Source organism: Streptomyces sp. SLBN-31, assembly GCF_006715395.1.
Classification (GTDB): Bacteria; Actinomycetota; Actinomycetes; order Streptomycetales; family Streptomycetaceae; genus Streptomyces.
The window spans coordinates 17,001-32,181 of sequence record NZ_VFNC01000002.1 but is presented as its reverse complement, the minus strand read 5'-3'; the positions used below and the strand labels follow the sequence as shown (position 1 = coordinate 32,181).

Sequence of the window (15,181 nt, the reverse complement as noted above, 5' to 3'; positions counted from 1 at the left end):
TGAACTCCTGCCGACCCTGCTGGACCTGCTCGGTTCAGCGATCCCGGTCGATCAGTGGCCGACGCAGATGACCAAGCGGGAGCGGACCGCACGTTCGCGCAAGGCCTCACAGAGCCGCGCCGCCGAGCTAGACCGGACACCGGCAGCGGGAGAGGAGGAGACGCCCGCAGACGTGATGCCCTGGCCGGAGCAGGCCCGCACCGTCGCCGAAGCCGTCGACGCTGACCGGCGCCAGCGCCGCGAGGCATCCGCCGGACGTCAGCCGACACCGCCGCCGCGGCTGGGCGAGTCCCTCGACCGCGGAGATCGCGGCCTTCACCGATCACCTTCGCGGCATCGAACAGCAGCTGCGTCTGCTGAAGGCCAAGCGCGGCATGCTCACAGCCGGCGGGATGCCCGAGTACCTGATGCGCCGCACCGGCGGAGTCGTCGGCCTCCTCGAACGGCTCCTCGAGGACGGCGCCCAGGAAGCTATGGACAGCGGCAAAGAGTTCCTGGACGAGGGCCTGCTCGACGAGATCGTCATCAGCCTCGACGACCCCGGCCGCGACCCCGGCGCCGGTGAAGTTCCCCCCGTCCCCGGCATCCCCCGCCAGCCCAGGAGCAAGACGGCCGGCGCGGCGAGGCAGAAGGGCGGCCGCACTTGCCGGAACACCGTGTTCGATGACCACGGGCCCCGTTCCGCCGCTCAGGGATAGGCAGAGGTGGACGACCGCCCGCTCCCGCGTAGCCTGCTGCCCCTGCCAGGGGAAAGCCTTCCGGGACTTCTCCTGCGGCTGGCCCACCGCCTGGACCTCTCGCCAGGGCGCCTGTCCCTGGCCATGGGCCTGGTCCACGGCGGGAAGGCCCACATCGGCAGGTCGACCACGAGCCACCTGCTGATGCTCACCTCCAACGACCGCGACCGCTTCGCCCGTTCACTCCGCCTGCCGCCCCAGCAGGCCGACCAGCTCACCATGCGACCGCTCTTCGAGCGCTTTCCACCCGTCACTGAGGCCCTGACCCGGCCAACCGATCCATCCCAGCTGCGCCCCCGCGGCTACTTCCCTCCGTGGCTCCTGGGCGCCAGCACCCGCTACTGCCCCTTCTGCCTGGCCGGCGACGGCAGCGACATCCAACGTCGGCACGGCGGGGCCTGGAAACTGCAATGGCGCCTGGGCGTGGTGTTCCTCTGCACCGAGCATCGGCTCTTCCTCCAGGACACCTGCCCTGCCTGCGCGATGCCGGCTCACTGCGGCCACCCGACCAGCACGCTCAAGCTCGTCGCGTCGGCAACGATCGGCGGCCTGCACCCGGCTCAGTGCCCGCAACGTCGTCGGCTCCCGAGCCTCCGACCTCTGCCGCGACCGGATGGAAAGCCCAGATCACCTCACCGTCTCAGCCCCGCCCAGCGCCGACATGATCCGACTGCAGCAGCGCCTCCTAGACCTGCTCCACCCCTCGCACGACGCCACCAGCGCGTTCACCGCCTTCAGCGATCTCCAGGTCATCGCCGCGATCGTCAACGCGACCTGGCCCGCCGCAGCTGCTGTCACTCCGGAACGACCTCTGGCCAGCGCCCTGGACGATCACGTCGCAGAAGTCCGCCAAGCGGACCCGGCGGCGATGACACACATTGCCAGGGTAAACCGCTGGGTGACGCCACCGAGGTCCACCCTGGCGACCGCTGGACTCCTAGACATCAGCTCCCGACTCCTGGCCCTGCCCCCCGGAGCCCTTGAGCAGGCACTTCGCGTCCTGCTGCGCACCGCGCCGCCCGAGCGGACGAGCGGCTGGGGAAACACCTGGCGGCTTCTGCAACGACACGGCTCCTACCTGCTTCAAGAGCGCGTGATCAGCGCAGTCCCCGCCCACTTCACTCCCAGCTCCCACTACTTCGAAACGGTCCACCGACGGGCCCGTCAAGCCGTCATCCCGGCCCGGATCGGCCATTTCCAACCAGATCACATCCCGCAGTGGCTGCCGGACGACTGGTTTTCCGTAATGTTCACGGACGCCCGGTCGATGGCCCGCAGCATCGCCTTCCGCCGCTATGCCGCCGTTCAACTGGTCCAGATCGCATCCGACATGCTCTTCAACGACGCCGCCAGTTTCCTCGGTCTCCCCGACCAATGGCACCGCGGGCACAACAGGAGCGCCGGCCTGAAAATCCGCTACAACAGCCACTACCGGTTCTGGCGCAGAGAAGACCTGGCCACCTCCCTCACCGCCCTGGCACAACACGTCTCCCAGGCCCAGGAGTACATCGACTACCGCTCCAGACGCCTCCGCTTCCTCGGCTGGACCCTGAGCACAGACGCCTGGGCAGACCTCGAAACAGAACTTCGCCGCCGACACGGAGACCACCACGTGTTCTCCTACTCGGCCGGCCTCCTGCGCGACTGCTCCTCGAAGTTCATCTGGTCCCGTGTCACCGGCAGTGAGTGGTGCCTGGCCCCCACCAGAACTGCGCCCACGCCAAGAGGCGACGAGCTCACCCCGCCGAGGGAAGCCCGCGTCCGAAAGCTCCTCCGCAGCCCCGCACCCAGCATCTCCTTCTTCCAAACGCTCAAAGCACCCCTCATCCGCTACTCCGACTCGCTCATCCTCACGAGTCGGCCGTGAACCGCTGGTTCGCCACAGCACGTGACCGTCTGGGGCGCTGGGTCGTTGAACGGTCGCTGGCCTGGATGATGAGCGCTCGACGGCATGCTCGGGACTACGAACGGCTCATTCAGCATTCGGAATGCTTGATCGCATGGGCGGCGATCACGCTGATGACCCGCCGCCTGGCCCGCCCCTCGACGGCCGTGCTCTGCCGTCGGCCAGTCGAAAGTACAGGACCACCACGGCCGCCCTGGCCGACGTCGACCTTCTCGCCGAGGTCCCGAGCGGTCCAGCAGCAGGTCGACGAAGTGCCGTATGCGCTCGGCGACGATCTACGCCGACCACGCCGCACGGATGCCTGGCACGCTCCATGGCCCGGTCGAAGAACGCCGGAACAATGATGAGCGCAGATTGGGCAGGCAGGCGCAACAGGACGACCGCGAGGGTGTCCGCGAGGCGGGGGCGTCGAACTCACTCGGTCGAGCAGCCAGGCTCAGTCGTGTGGTCCGGCGCCGTGCAGCAGTGTGTCGATGACGAGTGTGGCCAGCGTGTCCGGATCCTGCGCGGCAGGGTCCTGGTCGGCGCCGGGCCTGTTGAGTGCTTCGCTCATCAGGGCGTAGTACACCTGCCCCGTCCATTCCAGATCCGTGTCCGGGGCGAGGAGTCCCTCGTGTTGTGCGCGGGTCAAGAGCTTGACGGTGTGGGCGTTGATCTCGCCCCAGAGGGCAGCGGCCGCTTCGGTGTGAGCCGTGGCGTGGCTGAGGGTGAAGCGCCAGGCGCTCTTTACCCGCAGCACGTTCGCGGTCACCCGATACAGGGCGACGAGGGCGGGAGCGGCGTCGGGGCGAGCCTCCTCGATGGCGTCGATGAGCTGCTGCTTCGCGGACACGGCGAGCGCCTCCAGGAGTGCCTGCCTGTTCGCGAACCGCCGGTGCACCGTGATCCTGGTCAGCCCCGCAGCCTCGGCGATCTGCTCCATCGAAGCATTCGCGTCCTGGGCGAGGACTCGCTCGGCCGCCTCCAGGATCGCGCGCACACTGCGCTCGGCATCTGCCCGCAGTGCTCGACCCATGTCTGTCTCCTGTCTCGTCGGCTCACGTCTTGACCCTCTGTAGAGGATACGTGAACGCTACGGCTACCTCATTAATTGATGCTCTCTTGTTGCTTCTTCTGAATTAACTGATACGTTGGTGATACCGATCGGGGATCGCCCCGGTCCCGGAACCAGGAGTCCAAGATGACGACAACACGGCCGGTAGCCCTCGTGACGGGTGCTTCCTCCGGCATCGGGAAGGCGGCCGCCCTCGCGCTGGCCGCGGCGGGCTACGAGGTGGTCGGCACCAGCCGCAACACCGCGCACGTCAGCGCCCTCAAGGGCGTGACTTTCCTCGACCTCGACGTGACCAGCGACATCTCAGTGACCGCCGCGGTCGCAGAGGTCATGGACCGGTTCGGGCGGATCGACGTCCTGGTCAACAACGCGGGCATCGGTTCGGCGGGCGCCGCCGAGGAAAGCTCCGCCGCGCAGGCGCAAGGCCTGTTCGACATCAACGTCTTCGGCGTCATCCGCATGACGAACGCCGTCCTGCCGTACATGCGCGGCCAGCGCAGCGGACGCATCATCAACATCTCGTCCATCGTCGGGTTCATGCCGCAGCCCTACATGGCGGCCTACGCGGCTTCCAAGCACGCCGTCGAGGGCTACTCGGAGTCCGTCGACCACGAGGTCCGCGAGTACGGCGTGCGGGTACTGCTCGTCGAACCCGCCTGGACCAACACCGCGTTCGACGCGGCCAGCGTGCGTCCCGACCACCCCCTGGACGTCTACGCCCACCAGCGCCACATCTTCGAGGAGTACATGGCCGGCGCGGTCAAGGACGGCGACGACCCCGCCGTCGTCGCCAAGGAGATCGTCGCCGCCGCGACCGACGCCAAGCCCAAGCTGCGCTACACCGCCGGCGGCATCACCGGACGCGTCCGCGCCATGCGGCGCATCGTCCCCACCCGCATGTTCGACCAGCAGCTGCGCAAGCTCAACCGCCTGCCCGCCGCCTGACACCCCCCACCACCCACACAGCCACCACCTGACGACAGCGACAGGAAAGCGAAGCTCGCCATGAGCACCTACCTGGCAGACGCGGCCGAGAACCTCACCGTCGAAGGTCCTTCCGCGACGTTCACCTACCGGCGCCTCGGCCCGACTGGCGGTACCCTGCTAATCCTTCTGAACCGGGTCCGGGGAACCCTCGACTGGTGGGACCCGGAGCTCCTGGACCACCTGGCCGCCGAGCACGACGTGATCGTGTTCGACAACGTCGGCACCGGTTACACCACCGGCACCCCCCGGGACTCCGTTGAGGGACTCGCCGAGGGCGCCGTCGAGTTCATCGAGGCCCTCGGCCTCACGGAGGTCGACCTGCTCGGCTGGACGCTGGGCGGCACCGTAGCCCAGCACATCACCCGCACCCGGCCTGACCTGGTCCGCAGGCTGGTCGTGGCCGCCGCCAACCCCGGCGGCACGGTGCCCGGCGCCCCGGACCCGAACCCGAAGGTGCGGGCCACCATGACCAAGCCCGAGGTCACGGGGGACGACCTGGTGTTCCTGTTCTTCCCGGAGACGGACACCGGGCGCGCCGCCGGGTACGCCCACCTCGCCAGGGTGGCCACCCGGCTGGCCACCGGCGTTCCCGAGGTGTCCGAGGCGGCGGCCACGGGCCAGATCACCGCGATCGGGAAAGACGCGGCGATTGCCTTCGAGCAGGTGCGAGCGGACCTGGAGAGCATCAGCCGGCCCGTCCTGTACGCGACCGGCATGCAGGACGCGATGATCCCCGCGCTGGCCGCCTACACCGCCGTCCAGCACCTTCCCAACGCCACCCTCGTCGCCTACAGCGACGCCGGCCACGCCTTCCTCTTCCAGCACGCCAAGGATTTCGCCGGCCAGGTGACGGCCTTCCTCGCCGACTGACCACTCGTCCCAAGCCCGACAGGCCGGAAACCGCAACGCCTCCCCGGCCATGGTCACGGTCCAGGTCCGCGGCCCGGGACGACATACCCCTGAGCGGTTCCGCCGGCGGCCGGCCGGCAACTGTCGGACATCGCCCTCAGACTGTGCAACCGAGGAGACCCCGTGGAGTTGACCAGTAATCCGTCGCGCCGGGAGGTCACGCCGCTGGAGTTGTTCTTCGACCTGGTCTACGTGTTCGCGATCGGGCAGCTGTCGCATCAGCTGCTGGCGCACCCGACGTGGACCGGCGCGGCCCAGACGCTCGTGCTCTACCTCGCGGTCTACGCGGCGTGGGCGTACACCACCTGGGCGGTCACCCTCGTCCCGGCCGAGGACCCGCGAACCCGGCGGATGCTGCTGGCGGTCATGCTCGTCGGGCTGTTCATGAACGCCGCGATCCCACGCGCCTTCAACGACGCCGGGTGGGTCTTCGTCGCCACCTTCCTGCTGATTCACATCGGCCGGACGGTATGGCTGCTCGGGGTGGGCCTTGATGAGGTCAACCAGGAGCACTTCGTTCGCGTACTGATCTGGTTCATCGCGGCCGCACCCCTGTGGCTGACCGGCGCGGCGGTCGGCGGCGGCGCGCGGCTGGCGTGGTGGGCCGCGGCGACCCTGGTCGAGTTGGCGGGCACCTGGACCGCGCATCCCTTGCCCGGCCGCAGGCTTCAGTCCCGGCAGGTCGGCTTCGCCGGCGGCCATCTGCTGGAACGCGGCCGCCTGTTCATGATCATCGCGTTGGGCGAGACGGTGATGACCACCGGCACCGCACTCACCGCGGCGCCGCACGAGCCGATGACCCTTCTGACCGCAGGCGTGGCGCTCACCGGCACGATCGCGTTGTTCTGGCTGTTCTTCAGTCGCTCCGAACGTGTCGTGCGCCACTACGAGCGGACCGAAGACCCGATGCGGGCCGGGCGCAGCGGTGTCATCAGCCTCATGGCCTCCGTCACCGGGTTGATCGCCGCCGCTGTGGCCGACGAACGCGTCATCGCCCACCCCGTGGAGCACGCCGGCCTCACCACGAACCTGCTGCTGTTCGGCGGGCCGGCCCTCTTCATCGCCACGCAGACCTGGCACGGGGCCAACCTGTTCGACGACCTGCACTGGTCACGGCTGCTCGCCCTGTCCGCTCTGGTCATCGCAGGCATGCTCACGCTGGCGGCCACCACGTACCTGGCGGCGGTCGTCGCCGCGGCGATCATCGTCGCACTGGCCGCGCTCGAAGAACGCCGTCCGACCGGCGACGCGCATGCGAGGCCGGCCCCCTGAGGCCGCCCGCACAACTGACCAGATCACCTGACCCCCGGTACACGCGTCCGGTCCGCACAGAACATCGGCAGGCCGTTCGCTGAGACCGACCCGCCTCTCACGCACCCCCTTGCACCAGGAGGATTCCATGGGCCTGTCCACCAGCACCGTTTTCGCCACCGAAGCCGACCGGGGCCTCGCCCCGACACCTGCCCTCGAGCCGCTCGGCCCTGGCACGGCCGTCCACGCCGGTACCCGCAACCCCGGCCATCCGGTTTTCGCACACAGGCCGACCGGTGCGCGTGAGCGGGTGGCCGTGTCAGAGGGCGGCGCGCCATGACAGAGGCCGGCGTACTGATCTGTGACGCCCAGGAGTTGATGCGGGCCGGCCTGCGCGGGGTGGTCGACAGCCAGGCGGACCTCACGGTCGTCGGCGAGGCCGGGGACGGCGAGACGGCTGTGGCGCAGGCACTCGCTCTGCGCCCGGACCTCGTCGTCATGGGGGTGCGGATGCCGTGTCTGGACGGCATCTCGGCGACCGCGCAGGTGCGCGCCGAACTGCCCGGGACACACGTACTGGTGCTCAGTGCCTGTGACCGCGACGAGTACGCGTACGCGGCGCTGCGTGCCGGAGCGAGTGGCTTCCTCGTCAAGGACGCCTCGGCCGCCGAGATGCTCGTCGCCCTCCGCGGCGTGCTGCGCGGCGACACGATGATCGCCCCGTCGGTGACGCGGCGGCTCATCGACCGGTACATCACCGGCACCGTCGCTCCGCTCACCGACGCACGCCTCGACACACTGACCGACCGCGAGCGGGAGGTACTGGGTCTGGTCGGCCGCGGGCTGAGCAACGTGGAGATCGCCGAGAAGCTGTTCCTCGGCGAGACCACAGTCAAGACCCACGTAGCCCGGATTCTCACCAAACTGCACATCCGTGATCGCATACAGGCCGTCGTCGTTGCCTACGAGAGCGGGCTGGTTCGTCCTGGTGGATGACCCGGCTGGGCGCTGGGGAGGACGCCCGACGACACAGCCGATACCTAGGTTCGGGGCATGTCGATCATGCGGGAGTTCCTGCGCCGCCCCCGACTCACCGGTGCGATCGCTCCCAGTTCCTCCACCCTCGCTCAGGCCATGACCTCCGGACTCGGCCTGGACCACGCCGAAGTCGTCGTGGAGCTGGGGCCCGGCACCGGCGCGATCACCGGGGCCATCCTGCGGCGGCTGGCTCCGGGGGCGCGGCTGGTGGCGGTCGAACTGAACCCGGTGTTCGCCCGCCGGCTCACGGACCGATATCAGGACAGCGCCGTCGAGATGGTCCAGGGTTCGGCCGAGGACCTGGCGACGCTCGTCCCGTATCCGGTCGACGTCATCGTGTCCGGTCTGCCGTGGACCGTCATGCCGCACGAGCGGCAGCGCCGGATCCTCGACGCGGCGGCCGGCTCACTCGCCCCGAGCGGTCGGTTCAGCACCTTCGCCTACGTCCACGCGGCGTGGACACCGCCGGCCCGACGGTTCGCCGCCGAGCTGGCCGCGCGATTCTCCACCGTCGAGCGCAGTCGGGTGGTGTGGCCGAACGTCCCGCCGGCGTACGTACACCGCGCCGCCCTGCCCTGTCACAAAAGGCCGCCGACGACAGCCTCCGGAAACACCTTGACAACGCCCCCCTGATTCTCACCTTCGCCATTCGTCCCCTCAGCACTTTCAGAAGATCAGCACTGGAGCACACCATGACGCAGCACAGCATGTTCAGTATCGAGACAGTGGCGCCGAAGATCCGCAAGGTCACCTTCTCGAATCCGCCGGTGAACGTCGTCGGTGCGGACACCGTTACTCAACTGGTCGACGTCGTCGATGAACTGAGCCGGGACGAGCAGGTCCAGGTCGTCATTTTCGACAGCGCGACGCCCGGATACTTCTTCAACCACGCCGATCTCGGCCAGGTGCCCGAACTCCTGGCGCTGAACAGCGCCGACGGGACGCCGACGTGGGTCGACCTGGTAACGAGCCTGACCAGTGCCCCGTTCGTCAGCATCGCTTCCATCCGCGGGCGGACCAGGGGCGGCGGGGACGAGATCACCCTGGCCTTCGACCTGCGCTACGCCAGCCGTGAGGAGGCGTTCTTCTGCCAGCCCGAGGTCGCGATCGGCATCGTCCCCGGCGGTGGCGGCAGCGACCGTCTGTCCCGGCTGCTGGGGCGGGACCGGGCTCTCGAAGCGATTCTCACCAGCCAGGACTTCGACGCCGATACGGCCGAGCGGTACGGGTGGGTGACCCGGGCCGTCGCCGACGCCGAACTCGACAACCTCGTGAGCGGCGTGGCAGCGCGCATCGCCTCGTTCGACAAGCAGTCCGTCCTGGCCGCCAAGGCACAGATCAACCGGTCGACCCTGCCGCCGGTGGCCGATCTGCGCGCGTCCTGGGCGGAGTTCGCGGAATCGGTCAACTGGCCGGGGTTCCAGGCGCGCGTGCCGCAGCTCGGAAAGGCCATCGCCGAGATCGGTCTTGAGGAGATCGAGCAGAACCTGGGCCACTACGCCGGCCTCATCAACGACACAGGCATAAGCGCCGTCCACTCGCGATGACGCCCGCTTCGCGTCGCCTCCTCCGTACGGAAGCCGGCGAGAAGCACGTCGACCACCCGCAGCGAACCGAAGCGAAAGACATCGACATCATGGCTCACATACAGACGGCCCAGCCGCCCAAGGCGGCACAGGCTGGAATCACGGAGTGGCGACGCATCGTCGCGGAGCTGGACTGGGACCGGCTCCCCCAACTGCTCGCGGAGAACGTCACGTACCGCTCTCCAGCAGATTACGAGCCGTACCAGGGCAAAGACACGATGTCGGCGATCCTGCGCGTCGTGTTCGACCTCATGGAGGATTTCACCTACCTGCGGCACTTCGGCAGCGGAACGGGCTACGTTTTGGAGTTCAGCACCCGCGTCGGCGACGCACGCCTGTCCGGCGCCGACTTCGTCGAGTTCGACGCCGACGGCAAGATCACCGACTTCATGGTGATGATGCGCCCCGCCGGCGCGGTGCAGATCCTTGCATCGCAAGCGGCCACGCGCATGGCCGCCGGCTGACCCCGACAGGGGCTGAACCGGCCACGCGCCACCCGTTGTACGTCGTGACTGTGTGCAATGAGGAATCCGTCTCTTGCCGCAGTCACGGCGGCTTCTCCCAGTGGCCCTTTCCCCGCGTGAGAGAGGAACGCGGTTCACCGTGCGAGGACGGTGAACCGATCCGCGCGGCTGCGCTCGTGCCGGTGGTCCCCCACATCCTCGCCGAACGATGAAGGATTCTCCATGACCACGGACCGCGTCCGCAGCAGGCGCTCGTCCGGCACCTCCACGCCGGCTTCGGAACGACCGCCGACCGGCGGAGGCGGCCGCAGAGCCGGCACAGATCCGGAAACGTCCGCACGGCGCAGGGAAACGCTGACGCTGGTGGCGACGTGCCTGGGCGTGATGATGACGTTCCTGCTGGTCACCGCCACGATCTCGGCGCTCTCGGCGATCCGGGACGATCTGCACGTCAGCCCGAGCGCGCTCATCTGGATCCCGAGCGCGTACACGCTGGTCGTGGCCAGTCTGGTGCTGTCGGCCGGCACGCTGGGCAACCTGTGGGGCCGCAAACGAATGTCTGTGTCGGCGTGGTCGTCATGATCGGCGGCGGTCTGCTGGCCGCGTCCGCCGGCACCACCGCCATGGTGATCGCCGCACAGCTGGTCTCGGGCGTCGGCGGTGCGCTGATCCTGCCCAACAGCCTGGCGATCCTGGGCGCGACCTTCACCGATCCGCACCGGCGGACCGAGGTGATCACCGTGTGGGCGGCGTCGTCGGGCATCGGCCTGGCCATCGGCCCGCTGCTCGCCGGCGTCCTGCTTGGCCACTCCGGCTGGCATGCGGTGTTCGTCCCGAACGCCGTCCTCGGAGTCATCACCCTGCTGGTCGCGGTCCCGTTCACCACGGAGTCCCTGGGCCCCGGCGGAGGTCTCGACATCCCCGGCGCCCTACTCGGCACCGTCACGATCGCGAGTCTCGTCTACGCGCTCATCCAGGGCGGCCAGGACGGATACACCGCCGCCCCCGTCATCACCGCCTGCATCGTGGCCGCGGCCGGCGCGACGGCGTTCGTCGCCGTCGAGCTGCGGGCCGCGGCGCCGATGCTCGATGTGCGGCTGTTCGCCTCGCGCTCGTTCAGCGCCGTGATGGTCATCGCCGCGGTGGCGCTTTTTCGGCTTCACCGGCGTGGCCGTCCTCGTCGTGATGTTCTACAACAACGTCCAGCACCTGAACGCGCTGGACACCAGCTGGCGGATGCTTCCGCTGTTCGGCGTCTATATCGTCTCGGCCTACCTCACCGGCCGAGCGATCCGCCGTACCGGCTTCAAGGCGCCCCTGACGCTCGGCCTGCTGCTCTGCGCTCTCGCTGTCCTGGGGCTGACCACGATCGGTCCGGACACCCCCTACAACCGGGTGTGGCCGCTGTTCGTCCTGTTCGGGGCCGCCTGCGGCCTGGTCGTTGCGCCCAGTACAGCCGCCGCGCTGGTCAGTGTGGCTCCCGAACGTGCGGGCATGGCCTCCGGCGCGGTCAACACCGCCCGGCAGGTCGGTGCAGTCATGGGCACCGCACTGCTCGGCTCGCTGTTCACCAGCCGCGTCGCCGCGGACCTGCCGCACGAGCTCGCCGCCCACGGCGTCCCCTTTGCCGCCCGGGCTTCCGTCGAGGCGGCCGTCGCCTCCGGGAGCACCGGAACCCGACCGCTGTCCAGCGCCGGCCGCGCGGCGATCGAGAGCGCCTTCACCGCCGGCATACACGTCGGCCTGGCCGTCACCGCCGCCGTGTTCCTCGCCGCCGCCGTGCCGGCCCTGACCGCCGTACACAACCGCCCCCACCAGAACGGAACACCCATGTCCACTACCACGACCACCGCCTCGTGAACACGAGCCCCCCCCGCCCCGCCACCGCGCCTACACCTGGCAGGACCCCCGTCCGTCCGTCGAGGCCATCCAGCATCTGAGTGGCCTGGAGGTGCTGCAGAGCTTCGGCAAGGGAACGCTGCCGCCACCTCCGGCCACAGCGACCCTCGCCATCGAGCTCGGCGAGGTCGAACCGGGCCGCACCGTGTTCGAGCTGACCCCCGCGGAGTGGCACTACAACGCGCTGGGCACCGTCCACGGCGGCGTCCTCGCCACCCTCGCCGACAACGCGCTGGGCGCCGCCGTCTACAGCCGCCTCCCAGCCGGAACCGGCTACACCACGCAGGGCGTCAACGTCACCTTCCTGCGCCCGGTCACCGTCGACACCGGCCGTATCCGCTGCGAAGGCACCGCCCTCCACATCGGTCGGCGCACCGCTTACGCCACCGCCACCATCACCGACCTCACCGGGAGGCTGCTCGCCCACGCCACCACCAGTTGCCAGATCTTCCCGATCGGCGGTCACCAGCTGGCGCGCATCAGTCAGCACGCCGCCCGGGGCACCGACCCGACCGCCTGACCTTCCCCCCAATCAACGCACCAGGGACTTCTCATGGACCTCTCCACCAGCACCGTCCTCGTCACCGGCGCCAACCGCGGCCTCGGCCGCGCACTCGCCGCCGAACTGCTCAGCCGCGGCGCCACCGTCTACGCCGGGGCCCGCAACCCCGACAAGGTCGACCTGCCGGGCGTCCGGCCGATCGCGCTCGACATCACGGACCCGGACTCGGTCGCGGCTGCGGCCAAGGCCACGGGTGACGTGACGGTCCTGATCAACAATGCCGGCATAGGGACCACCACCGACCTGCTCGCGGGTGACCTGGACAACGTCCGCCTGGAGATGGACACCCACTACTTCGGCACCCTCTCCGTGGTCCGCGCCTTCGCACCCCAGATCGCGGCCAACGGTGGCGGCACCATCCTGAACATCCTGTCAGTCCTGAGCTGGTTCAGCTTCCCGCAGTCCGGCGCCTACTGCGCCGCCAAGTCCGCCGAGTGGTCGCTCACCAACGCACTGCGCGCCCAACTCGCCGAGCAGGGCATCCGGGTGGCCGGGCTGCACGTCGGGCCCATGGACACCGACATGATCCGGGAGGTCTCCGGAGCCAAGACCGCCCCCGCCGAGGTCGCCCGGCTCGCCGTCGACGGCATCGCCGCCGACGCGTACGAGATCCTCGCGGACGACATCAGCCGTCAGGTCCAGGCCGGACTGGCCGGAGGCGTCACGGCGCTCTACCCGGAACTGCCCTGAGAGCCAGCTGCCCAGGAACCTTCGCACACGTCGATTTCCACGGGAGTTTCTTCAACCCCCCGGCTCACCGGCGCCGTCACTCCCCGCTCCCCACACTCGTGCAGGCCATGACCTCCGGGCCCGATCCGATCGTGAGGTCACCCGACCCATCAGGGCCTTCAGGTCCGTACGGCGGCGGGCCCGGCTCGACGAGTCGCCGGGTCAGGAACAGCCCCCACGATCCGTGCGTCCCGCAGAACATCCGCACGCGCAGCGCACGGCAGATTCAACGCGCCGGGAGAGACCTCCGGCCCGACCCCAAGGAATCAGCATGTCCTCAACCAAGCGACGTATCCGTATCTCCCGGCGCGCTGCGACAGCCCTGGCCATCATGTCGGTCGTTGCCGCTGTCGCCGGCGCGGTGCCGAACATGGCCACCGCCGCGGGCGACAGCTCGCGCCCGACGCGCCACGCGGTCACCCAGACGCAGAGCACCGAGAGCGCCAGCACCGCCCCCAACCTGCGCATCACGGCCGCAGGCGGCGTCACCTACCAGTACCGCCGCTTCGGCCACCCCAGCGCCGGCAGCGTGCCGCTGGTCTTCTTCCAGCACTTCCGCGGCACCCTCGACTCCTGGGACCCTCAGCTCATCGACACCATTGCTGCCAAGCGCGAGGTCATCCTCGTGGACAACGTCGGCGTCGGCGGCTCCACCGGCACCACCCCCAGCACCATCCAGCAGATGGCCCTGGACGCCATTGACTTCATTGACGCCCTCAAGCTGCCGCGCTACGACCTGTTCGGCTTCTCCATCGGCGGCGAGGTGGCCCAGGAGGTCGCCCTGCGCCGTCCCTGGCAGGTCCGTCGCGTCGTCCTGGCCGGCACCGGCCCTCAGGGCGGAGTGAATCAGCGCGCATCCGATCCCAACATCCTGCAGCGGGCCCTGAAGGACAACCCCGGCCCTGAGGACTACCTCTTCCTGTTCTTCAAGCCCACCGCCTCCAGCCAGGCCGCCGGAACGGAGTTCCTGCAGCGCCTCGGGCAGCGCACGACCAACCACGACGCCCCCTCCAGCCTCGTCACCCGCGACCACCAGCTCACCGCGTGGTCCGACTGGGGCATCCCCGACAAGTCCAAGCTGGTCCGCCTGAAAGCCCTCTTCCAGCCCGTCCTGGTCGCCGACGGCGACAGCGACATCCTGATGCCGCCCACGAACTCCCATCTCCTGGCCAAGTACCTCCCCCACGCACAGCTGCACATCTACCCGGACGCCGGCCACGGCTTCCTCGACCAGTACGCCGTCAAGTTCGGCACCGAGGTGAACGCCTTCCTCGACCGCTGACAGCACCAGTAGCGCGAGACGGTCGCCAGCCCCGACAGGCACGGCGACCGTCGACCGGCGGCCATACGCCGCCGGAACGGAGTGCGGCAACCACGGCCGAGGGTGAGGCGTCGGCGCCTGCGGCGGAGTATCCGCTGCCGGTCCCATGGGCCGCGGAGATCGCCCCAGGATGGTACGGCGCAGATCATCCGGGACCGCGTGCTGGGGATGGCGCCGCAAAACTACCGAGGCCACGTGCTTGGCCAGCACGCCGCTGCGCTCAAGGTCCGCGCTCATCCGCAGTGAGGTGACGACCACCCGCAGGTCCGTGGCGACCGGTTGCTGGCGGGCCAGCACTGCGATCGCCCGTTCCTCCAGATCCCGCTGCAGCTCCTCGACCTGCTCCTTAGTAGAGGTAGCGCTCTGCGCCGCCTGGAGATCGGCGTCGAGCAGAGCGCCGGTGGCTCGGCCCATGGCCGAACCGACCAGGTTGGCCATCTCCACCGGTCTGGCTGATCGACTCCAGCTCCTTTTGATACGCCTCGCGCATCCAGCCCTCACCGCCCAGTCCGCAGCCCGTCTCCACCGGCTGCCAGCCTCGCAGACCATTCGCGCAGAGCCCTCGCCCGTTCCAGGAAGGGACGGACCCTCTGCTCCTCAAGGCTCAGAAACAGCCGCTGAGCCGCTTGCCCACCGGCTCCCGGTGAACGGCGAAGCTCCGGCAGACGGCCATCACGATCTCTAACCTGTGCTGGCCGACCCTATTCGGATCGGCGGCCAGGACCGCCAGCTACGCAG

Annotated in this window: 15 protein-coding genes and 5 pseudogenes; 16 read left to right on the top strand and 4 right to left on the bottom strand. The window is 69.2% G+C overall.

Going from position 1 to position 15,181, the window contains the following annotated elements; all coding sequences use genetic code 11:
* Positions 1–392: 392 nt before the first annotated feature.
* From FBY22_RS19925 to FBY22_RS19910, 4 genes and pseudogenes are all read left to right on the top strand, one after another.
* On the top strand, positions 393–698 hold the full coding sequence (locus FBY22_RS19925; RefSeq protein WP_142147875.1) for a hypothetical protein: 306 nt from the start codon (positions 393–395) through the stop codon (positions 696–698).
* 6 nt (positions 699–704) lie between these two features.
* A pseudogene (locus FBY22_RS45985) lies at positions 705–1,184 on the top strand (TniQ family protein); the annotation flags it as partial.
* 214 nt (positions 1,185–1,398) lie between these two features.
* A complete protein-coding gene (locus tag FBY22_RS45190) occupies positions 1,399–2,604 on the top strand; it encodes a hypothetical protein (protein WP_260845013.1) in 1,206 nt (401 codons plus the stop codon).
* A gap of 35 nt (positions 2,605–2,639) precedes the next feature.
* Positions 2,640–2,778 (top strand): annotated as a pseudogene (locus tag FBY22_RS19910) (IS5/IS1182 family transposase); the annotation flags it as partial.
* Positions 2,779–3,079: 301 nt separating this feature from the next.
* Here FBY22_RS19910 and FBY22_RS19905 read toward each other — a convergent pair.
* On the bottom strand, positions 3,080–3,658 hold the full coding sequence (locus tag FBY22_RS19905; protein WP_142147869.1) for a TetR/AcrR family transcriptional regulator: 579 nt from the start codon (positions 3,656–3,658) through the stop codon (positions 3,080–3,082).
* 165 nt (positions 3,659–3,823) lie between these two features.
* Between FBY22_RS19905 and FBY22_RS19900 the strand changes: the two genes are divergently transcribed.
* The 8 genes and pseudogenes from FBY22_RS19900 to FBY22_RS44575 form a co-directional block, all read left to right on the top strand.
* Positions 3,824–4,642, top strand: a complete 819-nt coding sequence (locus tag FBY22_RS19900) for an oxidoreductase (protein WP_142147867.1) — start codon at positions 3,824–3,826, stop codon at positions 4,640–4,642.
* Between the two features lie 60 nt (positions 4,643–4,702).
* The gene (locus FBY22_RS19895) at positions 4,703–5,554 is read left to right on the top strand and encodes an alpha/beta fold hydrolase (protein ID WP_142147865.1); all 852 of its coding nucleotides are present in this window, start codon (positions 4,703–4,705) and stop codon (positions 5,552–5,554) included.
* A gap of 162 nt (positions 5,555–5,716) precedes the next feature.
* Positions 5,717–6,865 carry a low temperature requirement protein A gene (locus FBY22_RS19890; protein WP_142147863.1) on the top strand — a complete coding sequence of 383 codons (1,149 nt, stop codon included), beginning with the start codon at positions 5,717–5,719 and terminating at the stop codon, positions 6,863–6,865.
* Between the two features lie 315 nt (positions 6,866–7,180).
* Positions 7,181–7,840 (top strand): response regulator transcription factor, encoded by a 660-nt coding sequence (locus FBY22_RS19885; protein WP_142147861.1) that lies wholly within the window; start codon positions 7,181–7,183, stop codon positions 7,838–7,840.
* 57 nt (positions 7,841–7,897) lie between these two features.
* Positions 7,898–8,515, top strand: a complete 618-nt coding sequence (locus tag FBY22_RS19880; RefSeq protein WP_142147859.1) for a class I SAM-dependent methyltransferase — start codon at positions 7,898–7,900, stop codon at positions 8,513–8,515.
* Between the two features lie 59 nt (positions 8,516–8,574).
* Positions 8,575–9,429: an enoyl-CoA hydratase/isomerase family protein gene (locus FBY22_RS19875; protein WP_142147857.1), complete on the top strand. Its 855-nt coding sequence runs from the start codon at positions 8,575–8,577 to the stop codon at positions 9,427–9,429.
* Positions 9,426–9,932, top strand: a complete 507-nt coding sequence (locus FBY22_RS19870) for a nuclear transport factor 2 family protein (protein WP_222127808.1) — start codon at positions 9,426–9,428, stop codon at positions 9,930–9,932. Before FBY22_RS19875 ends, FBY22_RS19870 begins: the two co-directional genes overlap by 4 nt.
* Before the next feature lie 578 nt (positions 9,933–10,510).
* Positions 10,511–10,774 (top strand): annotated as a pseudogene (locus FBY22_RS44575) (MFS transporter); the annotation flags it as partial.
* Between the two features lie 119 nt (positions 10,775–10,893).
* On the opposite strand, the gene FBY22_RS44570 reads toward FBY22_RS44575, so the two are convergent.
* Positions 10,894–11,067 (bottom strand): hypothetical protein, encoded by a 174-nt coding sequence (locus tag FBY22_RS44570; protein WP_222127807.1) that lies wholly within the window; start codon positions 11,065–11,067, stop codon positions 10,894–10,896.
* Positions 11,068–11,099: 32 nt separating this feature from the next.
* Here FBY22_RS44570 and FBY22_RS44565 point away from each other — a divergent pair, with 32 nt between their 5' ends.
* The 4 genes from FBY22_RS44565 to FBY22_RS19850 all read left to right on the top strand — a co-directional run bounded on the left by FBY22_RS44565 (position 11,100) and on the right by FBY22_RS19850 (position 14,404).
* Positions 11,100–11,792 carry an MFS transporter gene (locus FBY22_RS44565; protein WP_222127806.1) on the top strand — a complete coding sequence of 231 codons (693 nt, stop codon included), beginning with the start codon at positions 11,100–11,102 and terminating at the stop codon, positions 11,790–11,792.
* Positions 11,793–11,883: 91 nt separating this feature from the next.
* On the top strand, positions 11,884–12,351 hold the full coding sequence (locus FBY22_RS19860; protein WP_260845012.1) for a PaaI family thioesterase: 468 nt from the start codon (positions 11,884–11,886) through the stop codon (positions 12,349–12,351).
* Between the two features lie 33 nt (positions 12,352–12,384).
* On the top strand, positions 12,385–13,083 hold the full coding sequence (locus FBY22_RS19855; protein ID WP_142147853.1) for an SDR family oxidoreductase: 699 nt from the start codon (positions 12,385–12,387) through the stop codon (positions 13,081–13,083).
* A 310-nt stretch (positions 13,084–13,393) separates the two neighbouring features.
* Positions 13,394–14,404, top strand: coding sequence for an alpha/beta fold hydrolase (locus FBY22_RS19850; RefSeq protein WP_142147851.1), 1,011 nt, complete (start codon positions 13,394–13,396; stop codon positions 14,402–14,404).
* A gap of 165 nt (positions 14,405–14,569) precedes the next feature.
* Here the strand turns inward: FBY22_RS19850 and FBY22_RS19845 are convergent.
* A pseudogene (locus tag FBY22_RS19845) lies at positions 14,570–14,933 on the bottom strand (phosphate signaling complex PhoU family protein); the annotation flags it as partial.
* Between the two features lie 114 nt (positions 14,934–15,047).
* Positions 15,048–15,161, bottom strand: a pseudogene (locus FBY22_RS45185) (ATP-binding protein); the annotation flags it as partial.
* Positions 15,162–15,181 lie beyond the last annotated feature (20 nt).

Coding starts and splice junctions, on each gene's coding strand:
- FBY22_RS19925 (WP_142147875.1), top strand. CDS start 393: ATGCCCGAGTACCTGATGCGCCGCACCGGCGGAGTCGTCGGCCTCCTC.
- FBY22_RS45190 (WP_260845013.1), top strand. CDS start 1,399: ATGATCCGACTGCAGCAGCGCCTCCTAGACCTGCTCCACCCCTCGCAC.
- FBY22_RS19905 (WP_142147869.1), bottom strand. CDS start 3,658: ATGGGTCGAGCACTGCGGGCAGATGCCGAGCGCAGTGTGCGCGCGATC.
- FBY22_RS19900 (WP_142147867.1), top strand. CDS start 3,824: ATGACGACAACACGGCCGGTAGCCCTCGTGACGGGTGCTTCCTCCGGC.
- FBY22_RS19895 (WP_142147865.1), top strand. CDS start 4,703: ATGAGCACCTACCTGGCAGACGCGGCCGAGAACCTCACCGTCGAAGGT.
- FBY22_RS19885 (WP_142147861.1), top strand. CDS start 7,181: ATGACAGAGGCCGGCGTACTGATCTGTGACGCCCAGGAGTTGATGCGG.
- FBY22_RS19880 (WP_142147859.1), top strand. CDS start 7,898: ATGTCGATCATGCGGGAGTTCCTGCGCCGCCCCCGACTCACCGGTGCG.
- FBY22_RS19875 (WP_142147857.1), top strand. CDS start 8,575: ATGACGCAGCACAGCATGTTCAGTATCGAGACAGTGGCGCCGAAGATC.
- FBY22_RS19870 (WP_222127808.1), top strand. CDS start 9,426: ATGACGCCCGCTTCGCGTCGCCTCCTCCGTACGGAAGCCGGCGAGAAG.
- FBY22_RS44570 (WP_222127807.1), bottom strand. CDS start 11,067: ATGACCATCACGGCGCTGAACGAGCGCGAGGCGAACAGCCGCACATCG.
- FBY22_RS19855 (WP_142147853.1), top strand. CDS start 12,385: ATGGACCTCTCCACCAGCACCGTCCTCGTCACCGGCGCCAACCGCGGC.
- FBY22_RS19850 (WP_142147851.1), top strand. CDS start 13,394: ATGTCCTCAACCAAGCGACGTATCCGTATCTCCCGGCGCGCTGCGACA.